A 9370-nucleotide genomic window follows, 5' to 3' on the forward strand; every position below is an offset into this window, starting at 1 on the left:
CTGCAGACTGAAACGCTCCGCCTTGATTTTGACCGCCGTCCGAAACGGAAGAAGCGGCATTAGACAAGCCGCTTATAGAGTTACCGAGCATTTCGCCGAACGACCCCTGCCCGCCGAAACCCGACGAACCGTAACCGGTACCGGCACCGCTGGACAAAGAAAGCGGCTGACCGGAAGCGCTTCCCGAAACGGCGTTCATAACGTCGTTTACCAACGAAAGTCCTGCATCTACCGATAAATTCAAAGCAATATTTCCAAGCATAGTTTTATTATTTTATATTGTTTATTATTATTTGAAAAATAAATAAATCTGACACCTTTTTTATAGACACCTTTTTTATATTTTTTTAAAAGATGACTAATATGTTTACGGAACGGCAGTTTCGAGTGCCGTCAATACGGCATTTTCCGTAGTCAACACTTTAGAGTTGGCAACATAGGCGTTCTGCGCCACTATCATATTGGTAAACTCAGATGAGATATCGACGTTGGACTGTTCAAGCGCCGAATCCGTAATATAGCCGAAATTTCCCGAATTTGCGACTCCCACAGCGGGCTGGCCGGACGCAAAAGTCTGCGCGTAAAGACTGTTGCCCTCCGAAGTAAGTCCCGTCGGAGCGATAAAGTTTGCAAGGGCTAACTGGGCAATATATTGAGTCTGCCCGTTAGAATACTGTCCCGAAATTTTACCGTCTTTGTCAACCGTAAAGCTGGTAAGCGTTCCAGTCGCATAGCCGTTCTGGGTAAAAGCCGTAGTAGCGGACGGAGCGGCGTACTGGGTTACGTTTGCTAGGTTTAAAGCTATATTTAAAGGCTGAGACGCGCCGTCGGGGAGACCAGATCCACTTGCATAAGCTGGAACGTCTGTTAAAGTAAGCGAAGGCGTACCAGTAATTTGACCGTTTGAATTAAATTTTATATCTGGGCTTGAGTCTGCTGTTGTGCTGAGCGAAGGTCTTTGTGCGGCTGTACCGTTAATTGAATAATAAACATTCCATGCTCCTGAAGTTGAACCGTCAGGCGCAAAAGTAACGGTCAAAGGCAAAGCGTTACCAAGAGAGTCATAAACATTAATGGTTGTAGAATAGTAATCCTTCGCAGAACCGACAAGAACTGAACCGCCTGGTGTAAATGAATTAGCGGTATCTCCGACAGGCATCGCATTAGAAAGATTTACCGTACTGTTTGCCGAACTGACGCTCGCTACGGTGTTTAAGAACTGATAAGCGCCGGAAGTGGATGAAGTTGCTCCAATTTGAATATCCGAACCCGATTCAATTCCGCTTGTAGATTTAACCCCCAGAGTTTGCTGAGAAATTGCAGTGTTTTGAAGAACATTGCCGGTCAAAGGAGAGTTTAGTTCTACTTTAGTAATAACATCGTTTGTCGCAACAGAGGAGGGTGGAACCCAACTATTCTTAGTACTATCAAAATACTTCGCCACATTATATAAATTGCTAGTTCCATCCCCGTTGCCTATTAATAAACTTGTAGGAGCATCCCCTGTCGTCGTTCCGGTATATTTCAAATCGCTCACGCTAATAGCTGTTGAAGTAGAAGCGCCAGCTCCCGCCGAATAGTTTCCTGTAATATAACCGCCCATAAAACCTATATTATTAGCGCCTGAGGATGCCGTAGTATTAGTACTTACCTGCGGCGAAATATTCGAATCTAAATTTGCCGTCAGGTTAGCCGTAGTCGTAGCCAGCGGCGCTATTGCGCCGGTATTTAAGGTAATAGGACTGGGCGTACCGGCGGTAGCAATTCCCGCGGAATTTAACGCATAACCCATAACTACGTTTTGTCCGGTCGAATCTACTATCTGACCCTTCGCGTTTTCGCTGAAGGTGCCGTTCCTCGTGTAATAAGTCGAACCGTTAGGCGCCTGGACTATAAAAAATCCGTTGCCGTCAATCGCCATATTTAAAGGATTGGAGGTATTTTCCATAGCGCCCTGCGTAAACTGCTGTTGAATAGAATAAACGTCGGTTCCCAGACCTTCCTGCGAGTTCGACGTTCCGCTCAAAGTCTGGCTGACTAAGTTTTCGAATATCGGATTCGAGCTTTTAAATCCTATAGTATTAGAATTTGCTATATTGTTGCCTATGACGCCGAGATAAGTCTGGTTTGAATCTAATCCCGACACTGCCGTAAAAAGCGCATTTACGCCCATTTTTCATTCCTCCATTATACTTATAACTTAAAAATCGAAATATTTCGTAAAAAATTAATTAGAAAGTTAAAATTTACTTCCTATATATTATATCGGCATATTTTTATTATTTATAATAGTTTTTAATATTTTTAATATTTTATAACTATCTAATATTTTATCGGTTAAAGGTGTCAGATTAATTTTCCGCTAGACTATTTCAATTATTTTTGCCATCGTTCAGGCGGAAAATAAAATCTGACACCTTTAACCTTTACCGCCATAATAGTTGTAAAGGAAAAACCTTGACGCCTTTAATCTACATTAATAATCGCGCCTCTACCCGACATTCGTTACGCTGGATAATGGAACGGTCGAGCCGTTGCTTAGTTCGAGCTGGACCGCGCCGTTAGACGAAGTCGAAAGTCCCGTTACCGTCGCCTGCGTAAAGGTTGACGGCGTAATTGCGGTTCCGCCCGAACCTGTTGCGCCGACCGAGAAAGTATAATTGCCGGAAGGAGCCGTCTGTCCGCTGTTTTCGGCTCCGTCCCAGGTAAAAGACTGAGAGCCTGCGCTCTGCGCTCCGAGATTGGTATTATAAACGAGATTTCCAGCCGAATTATATATATCCATACTGACCGAACTTGCATTGCTTGGTAAAGAATAGCTTAAATTTGAAGTGCTTCCGCTTGAATATCCGAATGCGTTGCCGGTTGCCTGAACCGATTTGCCTACCATATTTACCGCACTTCCAAGAGTCGCCTGATTTTGGTCTGCCACGAGCGTTTGAAGATTAGAATTGACGGTGTTTAACTGGTTGAGCGAATCGAACTGGGCAAGCTGCGCTAGCGAAGCCGAACTCGACTGAGGATTCAACGGATCCTGATTTTGAAGCTGTTGAACCATTAACTGCATAAAAGTCGTTGCGCTTACGAGACCGCTGTTGTTTGAATTGGACGAACTTGCCGTATTAGCGGCTGCGCTTGCGGCAGTCGAGGCAACCGTATTGGCGTTTGTAGCGGTCGTTGGCGCGAATAATGAATTTACCGACATTTTTATTCCCTCCGTAGCTTAATTTATGCTTAATAAAACTTTAATAGGAAAACTTTTCCTATTTTTAAGGTTTTTATGCCTTTACGTGTTATTAATGCAAACTTCGTGCCACGATATATTAATGAAAGAAAAAGATGAGGAAAAAGGTGTCAGATTTTATTTTACGCATACGAAAAGAAACAATTAACGATACAAGAAGTTGCGTAAAATTAATCTGACACCTTTTTACGTTGCCAATTCTGCGTTTCGAAATATTTTCCGTGGACACTTTTTTTCCGTGACGCATACTAAATGCGAAAAAACCGTCGGAAAAAAGCGAATTAATTGATACCGAGTTCTTTCATTTTATTTCTGAGTGTCCTGGAGGTAATTCCAAGTTTTTCGGCGGCTTTGGTTTTATTTCCGCCTGTTTCTTTAAGTGCGGTAAGAATCAGCTTTTCTTCCATTTCTTTAATATTGAGACTGCGCCCTGCATAGCCGCTTAAGATGTCGCCGGCCGTTCTATTTTCGACAACTTCATGAGATGAAACTGAACCGTTAAAAGAATCTGACTCATTATTATCCGTTACGTTCGTTATAGCATCTCCCGTGCCGCTAATATCTGTATTATCCGCAATATTTTTATCTTCATCGCTCTTGCCGCCTGCGTTTCTGCCGTTTGAATTAAAACCGTCATAAAACGCCGGTTCAAAATTGCCGAAATGCCGGACGTCTAAAAATTTGTCTTTTTGTGCAAGTATAACCGCCCTTTCTATTATATTTTCCAGTTCTCTTATATTTCCCTGAAAATCCAATGAAAGCAGATATTTCCGCGCATCTTCCGAAATGCCGGAAACGTCCCTGAAATATTTTTTTGAATAAACAGAGGTAAAATATTCAGCAAGCGCGATTATATCTTCTTTTCTGTCTCTAAGCGGCGGCATATGCAGGCGGATTACGTTTAGCCTGTAAAAAAGGTCGTCCCTGAAATTACCCTCCGACACGGCTTTTTCTATGTCTTTATTTGTAGCGGCTACTACCCTTGCGTTTACGGAAACCGGTTCGTCCCCTCCTACCCTGTCTATAGTTTTTTCCTGAAGCGCCCTAAGTATTTTTGCCTGAAGGTTTTTATCCATTTCGGCGATTTCGTCGAGAAAAATAGTACCGCCGTCCGCCTGCTCGAACTTTCCTTTCTTTAAAGAAACGGCACCGGTAAATGCCCCTTTTTCGTGGCCGAACAGTTCGCTTTCTAGAAGCGTCGGCACTATCGCGGAACAGTTGACGGCGACGAATCTTCCTTTTCTTCCGCTTAGTTCGTGTATTCTTTTTGCCGCGACTTCTTTTCCCGTACCGGACTCTCCGGTTATAAGCACCGTAGCATCGGCGGCGGCTACTGCTTTTATATATTCGTCTATCCGTTTCATAGCCGCAGACCTGTATATAAAATTAGACGAATTTATATCTTTAAAGTTAACGGCATCCGCATTATCCTTTGACGTCCTTTTAAAAATGTCGGAGTAGGAAATTTTTTCCGCATTTTTGACTATTCTTTCAAAATCTGAAATATCGAACGGTTTAAGCATATAGTCGGAAGCACCCGTTTTCATTGCGGAAACGGCGCTTTCAATAGTTCCGTACGCAGTAATTATCACAAAAGGAACGGATTGAAAAACAGGATATTTTTTAATTTCCTTTAAAAAAGAGATACCGTCCATACCGGGCATGTTTAAATCGGACAGAATTAAAAAGTAAGGGCTTGGGTAAATTTCGCTTTCTAAAGCCGTTTCGCCTAAGATTAAATTTTTGCTTAAAGAATTTAGAGCATCTTCAGCGGAAGCAAAAATATCGCCTTCTTTTCCCGTCTTTTTAAGACTTAGGCTTAACGCAGACCTCATATGCGGGTCGTCATCCACTATTAAAATCCTGTCAGGCTCTTTTTTTTTCATAAAATTATACAATTTATTTATAAATATTTCCTCTTGAACTTATGTTCACTACCGCAAGAATTTTTTCTTCGTTCAACAGTGAAAATATAATCCTGTAATTTCCTATTCTACACCTGTAAAATCCTTTAAGTTCTCCGGTAAGAGGTTTTACGCAAGGATGGTAAAGCGGATTTTCAATAGACCCCAGTTCCGATAATTTAGTTTTTATTCTTTTCTTTATGTCGGAATCAAATTTAATAAAATGCTTTTCGGCAACCGAAGAAAACTTAATCGTCCAGTTCAATTAATGTCTTTCCTCCGCCTTTTTTTATTTCTTCCAATCCGTCCAGACATTCCTTGGCAAAACCAGGTATGTTCAAGAATTCAAGAGTTTCTTTGTGTCTTTCTATATATTCTTCGGAAAGTTCCAAGAATATATCGGAAAGATGCCTGTTTTCATAACCTGCTATAGCCCTGATTAATTTTAACTTTTCTTCCGGAAGTCTTAAAGTGGTAGCCGCCGTCATTTTATCTCCTATAAAATTTATAAATATATATATTTAGTTGATTTATTATTCAGTAATATTATAACATCAATACATTATAACGTCAAATAATGGCAAGACAATCGTAATTTAAAAAAAAATATGATAAAATTTTTATATGGTTCAAAATGATAATGATAAAATAGAAGCAATATCCGGCGAAGACCTGAAAAAAGCATTCGAATCCTTCGAGGCGGCTTCCCTCAAACTTTCCGAATATTATAAAAACCTAGAAGAACAGGTTAAGGATTTAAAAGAAAACCTGAATACCGTTATAGAAAGCCTACCGCTCGGAATAATGATTACAGACGAAAATAATTCGATCAAATTTATTAACAGGTCCCTGATAGAACTTACCGGAGGGTACGATTACTTAAACTATTTGAACCGTCCGGTTGACGAGTTTTTAAAGTTTTTCTTTAACGGGGCATCGCTTTCGGATTTTACGAGACAGGTTTTTTATCCGGTAGAAAAGTTTATGAAATCGGGCGACGATAAAAACGGCTCAGGGAAATTTATTCCCGTATTTTTATATATAAAAACCGTGCACGGAAGCAACAAAAAAAATGCCGGACGGATATTTATAATTCAAAACATTGAAGATATAAAAAAATTTAAACGCCTGGCGGAACTCGGCGAAATGTCGGCAAAAATAGCCCACGAAATACGTAATCCTCTGGGTTCCATAGAACTGTTCGCTTCTATCCTGCAAAAAGAAATTAAAAACGGCGGACATGCGGAAATTATTTCCAATATAATATCCGCCGTCAAAAATATGAATACTACCATAAGCAACGTTCTGGAATTTTCCAAAACCGTCAATCCCGCCCTTTCTAAATGCAGTTTATCCTGTATAGTAAATAAATCCATTATGTACTCTTCCTATGTAATAAAAGAAAAAAACGTGAAAGTAATTACGGAAATAGATGAAAATATTATTTTAGAAATAGACGAAAATCTTATAGGGCAGACTTTTGTCAATATACTCATTAACGCAGCTCATGCAGTTCAAAATTTTGACGGTATCATAAAAATAAGAACTTCCGCTGTTTCCGGCGGAGAAGACGGGAGCGGCTACATCCGCATCGATTTTGAAGACAACGGCCCCGGGTTTTCGGATGACGTCGTAAAAAATATTTTCAACCCTTTTTTTTCGACTAAAAAAAGCGGCGGTACCGGCTTAGGACTTTCGATAGCCCTTAACAACGTTATGGTTCACGGCGGATACATCGGCGCAGAAAATTCAAAAGAAACCGGCGGCGCAAAAATCAGCGTCTTCCTCCCATGTATGGCATAATTTTTGCATATAAAAATATAAACGGAAAAAATTGTTCTTTAAAAGTGAAAATATTGACGGAAAGAAAAAGTTCGTTAATGGTATCAAAGGAAAAGGTGATAGAAAAGGTGTCAGATTTAAAATATTGACAGGGTGTCAAAGGAAAAGGTGTCAGATTTAAAATATTGACAGGGTGTCAAAGGAAAAGGTGTCAGATTTTATTTTCCGCCTGAACGCAAAAACAATAATCGAGAAAAATATTGCGGAAAATTAATCTGACACCTTTTCCTGAAAACAGCAATTATTGACCTTTTATTTTCCTAAATAGGCAATATTTAAATTTTAATATTTAATATTAACATTTATTAATAACGGGATTTAAAAATGTTCAGCAGTATTTACGGAATACTCGGCGACAGTTTAAACGTGCTTGACGACAGGCAGAACATTATTGCTTCCAACATAGCAAACGCCAATACGCCTGGATATAAAGCGAAAGAGCTTAACTTCGAGCAGGTTATGCGCGGACTCGTTCCGTCGGCGGATTCTCTGCCTATGAAAACAACGTCGCAAAAAGATTTATCGGGCGGCGGCCTTGCGGCTGGTTCGTCCTCGGAAGAACAGTCGGATTACATAAAATCTTTCGTGCATAATCAAAACAGCGAAACGGTGCCGGCTTTAGACGGCAATACCGTAAATCTCGGCAAGGAGATGAGCGATATGACTTCAAACGCGATAAGATTTCAGGCTGTTGCAAAATTACTGTCTAAAAAATTTGCTACGCTTACCTATGCCATAGACAACACTATGCCGTAACTGTGTAATTATTGTCGCTGAGTCGGAATTAAATTCATGCACGGCGGTAAAACGAAGAATGGAAAGGAGGAAGTAACTTATGGGGTTTAACGAATCATTAAAAATTGCGGCGGAGGGACTTAACGCCGAAAGAATAAGGATGAACGTAATTTCATCCAATCTTGCGAACATAAATACCGACGATGCCGGAAACGGACTGCCTTACGTAAAAAAAGAGCCGTTGTTTAAAACCGTCAAATTTAAAAACTATTTCGGCGTAGAAGTGGAAAAAATAGAAAACGCTAAAAATCCGTTTTCAGAAAAATACGACCCAAGCAATCCTCTCGCAAACAAAGCGGGATACGTTAAAACCCCTAATATATCGGCTATAAGGGAGCTTGTAGATATGATATCCGCTACAAGGGCTTATCAGGCGGACGCTCAAGTTATTTCGGAATCGAAAGCTATGTCGCAGTCGTCTTTACAAATTTAGGGAAATACATAAATATATTATGCTTTATGCAAATATGATATAATTAAATAAAAGATGTTAACGACTTAATGAATTCATTAATTAATTCATACTATAGAAATTAAGCATTAAGCATGTTTAATATTATTTAAAGGTCTTTTATTTTATTTTTATTAATTAAATAAAGTTTTAAAAAGGAGGTTCGATTTATAATGGCGATACCGATAGGAATAGGAAACGGCGATTTGGCGGGACTTAATCCCGCGTCGGAGATTAAAGAGCTTAATCCCAATAATATATTAGGAAGCGGCGGCGGTTCCGTACAGTCTGATAACGGAAGCGGTTCTTTTGCCGACACTCTTTTAAATTCTATAAATAAAGTCAACGAACTGCAAAATACGGCAGATAAATCGGCCGAAGCTATAGCGACGGGTCAATCTTCAAATATACATCAGGCAATGATAGATATGGAAAAAGCTAACGACTCTTTCGAACTTATGATGCAGGTAAGGAATAAAATAGTCACGGCTTACAATACTATTATGCAAATGCAGGTATAAAATTTTCCATATAAATATATATTATAAATACATACCGTTATATACGTAAACAATACTACAATTCTCAATTCGGATTAAATGGCAGCAAATTTTAAAGAATTAGGTACGCAGTTAAAGACTTTTTTTACGGAACTTTCCATCGAAAGAAAGATAGTCTTCGTCCTTGTCCTGGCAGGGGTAGCTATAGCCATATATTTAACGGCGGTTTACGCTACCGCGCCTAAATACGGCGTGCTTTATTCAAATTTAAACGCAACGAGCGCATCCGAAATAATCAGTAAACTTCATTCCTACAATATTCCTTATAAGCTTGGAAATAGGGGTAAAACCGTTCTTATACCTAAAAGCGACGTTTATAAAACGAGACTAAAACTCGCTTCGATAGGTCTTCCGAGGCAGGAAGGCGTAGGCTTTTCCATATTCGACAAAGTTCAGATAGGAATGACCGATTTTATGCAGCACGTGGATTATCAAAGGGCTCTGCAGGGCGAACTTGAAAGAACTATAGACCAGATTAACAGCATTAAATATTCGAGGGTGCTTATAGTACTGCCGAGACAATCCGTTTTCGTTACGAGAAGGACGCCGGCAAAAGCGTCGGTAATCGTCAAAT

11 protein-coding genes are annotated in these 9370 nt (G+C 39.9%); 5 read left to right on the forward strand and 6 right to left on the reverse strand.

Features of this window, described 5'->3' with window-relative positions; genetic code table 11:
- From EVJ48_09940 to EVJ48_09965, 6 genes are all read right to left on the reverse strand, one after another.
- Window positions 1-262: hypothetical protein (locus tag EVJ48_09940; protein RZV36791.1), on the reverse strand; the 262-nt coding region annotated here is incomplete at its 3' end.
- Between the two features lie 105 nt (window positions 263-367).
- Window positions 368-2173 carry a flagellar hook-basal body complex protein gene (locus EVJ48_09945; GenBank protein RZV36792.1) on the reverse strand — a complete coding sequence of 602 codons (1806 nt, stop codon included), beginning with the start codon at window positions 2171-2173 and terminating at the stop codon, window positions 368-370.
- A 318-nt stretch (window positions 2174-2491) separates the two neighbouring features.
- The gene (locus EVJ48_09950; GenBank protein ID RZV36793.1) at window positions 2492-3205 is read right to left on the reverse strand and encodes a hypothetical protein; all 714 of its coding nucleotides are present in this window, start codon (window positions 3203-3205) and stop codon (window positions 2492-2494) included.
- Window positions 3206-3525: 320 nt separating this feature from the next.
- Window positions 3526-5130 carry a sigma-54-dependent Fis family transcriptional regulator gene (locus EVJ48_09955; protein ID RZV36794.1) on the reverse strand — a complete coding sequence of 535 codons (1605 nt, stop codon included), beginning with the start codon at window positions 5128-5130 and terminating at the stop codon, window positions 3526-3528.
- A gap of 13 nt (window positions 5131-5143) precedes the next feature.
- Complete coding sequence (locus EVJ48_09960; GenBank protein RZV36795.1) at window positions 5144-5413, reverse strand: type II toxin-antitoxin system RelE/ParE family toxin; 270 nt, start codon at window positions 5411-5413, stop codon at window positions 5144-5146.
- Window positions 5397-5636 (reverse strand): hypothetical protein, encoded by a 240-nt coding sequence (locus EVJ48_09965; protein ID RZV36796.1) that lies wholly within the window; start codon window positions 5634-5636, stop codon window positions 5397-5399. Before EVJ48_09965 ends, EVJ48_09960 begins: the two co-directional genes overlap by 17 nt.
- Before the next feature lie 136 nt (window positions 5637-5772).
- Between EVJ48_09965 and EVJ48_09970 the strand changes: the two genes are divergently transcribed.
- The 5 genes from EVJ48_09970 to fliF form a co-directional block, all read left to right on the forward strand.
- Entirely contained in the window at window positions 5773-6951 is a 1179-nt protein-coding gene (locus EVJ48_09970) for a hypothetical protein (protein ID RZV36797.1), read from the forward strand.
- Window positions 6952-7314: 363 nt separating this feature from the next.
- Window positions 7315-7746: a flagellar basal body rod protein FlgB gene (flgB, locus tag EVJ48_09975; protein RZV36798.1), complete on the forward strand. Its 432-nt coding sequence runs from the start codon at window positions 7315-7317 to the stop codon at window positions 7744-7746.
- 79 nt (window positions 7747-7825) lie between these two features.
- Window positions 7826-8218 carry a flagellar basal body rod protein FlgC gene (gene flgC, locus EVJ48_09980; GenBank protein RZV36799.1) on the forward strand — a complete coding sequence of 131 codons (393 nt, stop codon included), beginning with the start codon at window positions 7826-7828 and terminating at the stop codon, window positions 8216-8218.
- 191 nt (window positions 8219-8409) lie between these two features.
- Window positions 8410-8757 carry a flagellar hook-basal body complex protein FliE gene (gene fliE, locus EVJ48_09985; protein RZV36800.1) on the forward strand — a complete coding sequence of 116 codons (348 nt, stop codon included), beginning with the start codon at window positions 8410-8412 and terminating at the stop codon, window positions 8755-8757.
- 78 nt (window positions 8758-8835) lie between these two features.
- On the forward strand, window positions 8836-9370 hold a 535-nt coding region (fliF, locus tag EVJ48_09990), incomplete at its 3' end, for a flagellar M-ring protein FliF (protein ID RZV36801.1).

The organism is Candidatus Acidulodesulfobacterium acidiphilum (assembly GCA_008534395.1).
In the GTDB taxonomy this organism is placed as follows: domain Bacteria; phylum SZUA-79; class SZUA-79; order Acidulodesulfobacterales; family Acidulodesulfobacteraceae; genus Acidulodesulfobacterium_A; species Acidulodesulfobacterium_A acidiphilum.

Coding starts and splice junctions, on each gene's coding strand:
- EVJ48_09945 (RZV36792.1), bottom strand. CDS start 2,173: ATGGGCGTAAATGCGCTTTTTACGGCAGTGTCGGGATTAGATTCAAAC.
- EVJ48_09950 (RZV36793.1), bottom strand. CDS start 3,205: ATGTCGGTAAATTCATTATTCGCGCCAACGACCGCTACAAACGCCAAT.
- EVJ48_09955 (RZV36794.1), bottom strand. CDS start 5,130: ATGAAAAAAAAAGAGCCTGACAGGATTTTAATAGTGGATGACGACCCG.
- EVJ48_09965 (RZV36796.1), bottom strand. CDS start 5,636: ATGACGGCGGCTACCACTTTAAGACTTCCGGAAGAAAAGTTAAAATTA.
- EVJ48_09970 (RZV36797.1), top strand. CDS start 5,773: ATGGTTCAAAATGATAATGATAAAATAGAAGCAATATCCGGCGAAGAC.
- flgB (RZV36798.1), top strand. CDS start 7,315: ATGTTCAGCAGTATTTACGGAATACTCGGCGACAGTTTAAACGTGCTT.
- flgC (RZV36799.1), top strand. CDS start 7,826: ATGGGGTTTAACGAATCATTAAAAATTGCGGCGGAGGGACTTAACGCC.
- fliE (RZV36800.1), top strand. CDS start 8,410: ATGGCGATACCGATAGGAATAGGAAACGGCGATTTGGCGGGACTTAAT.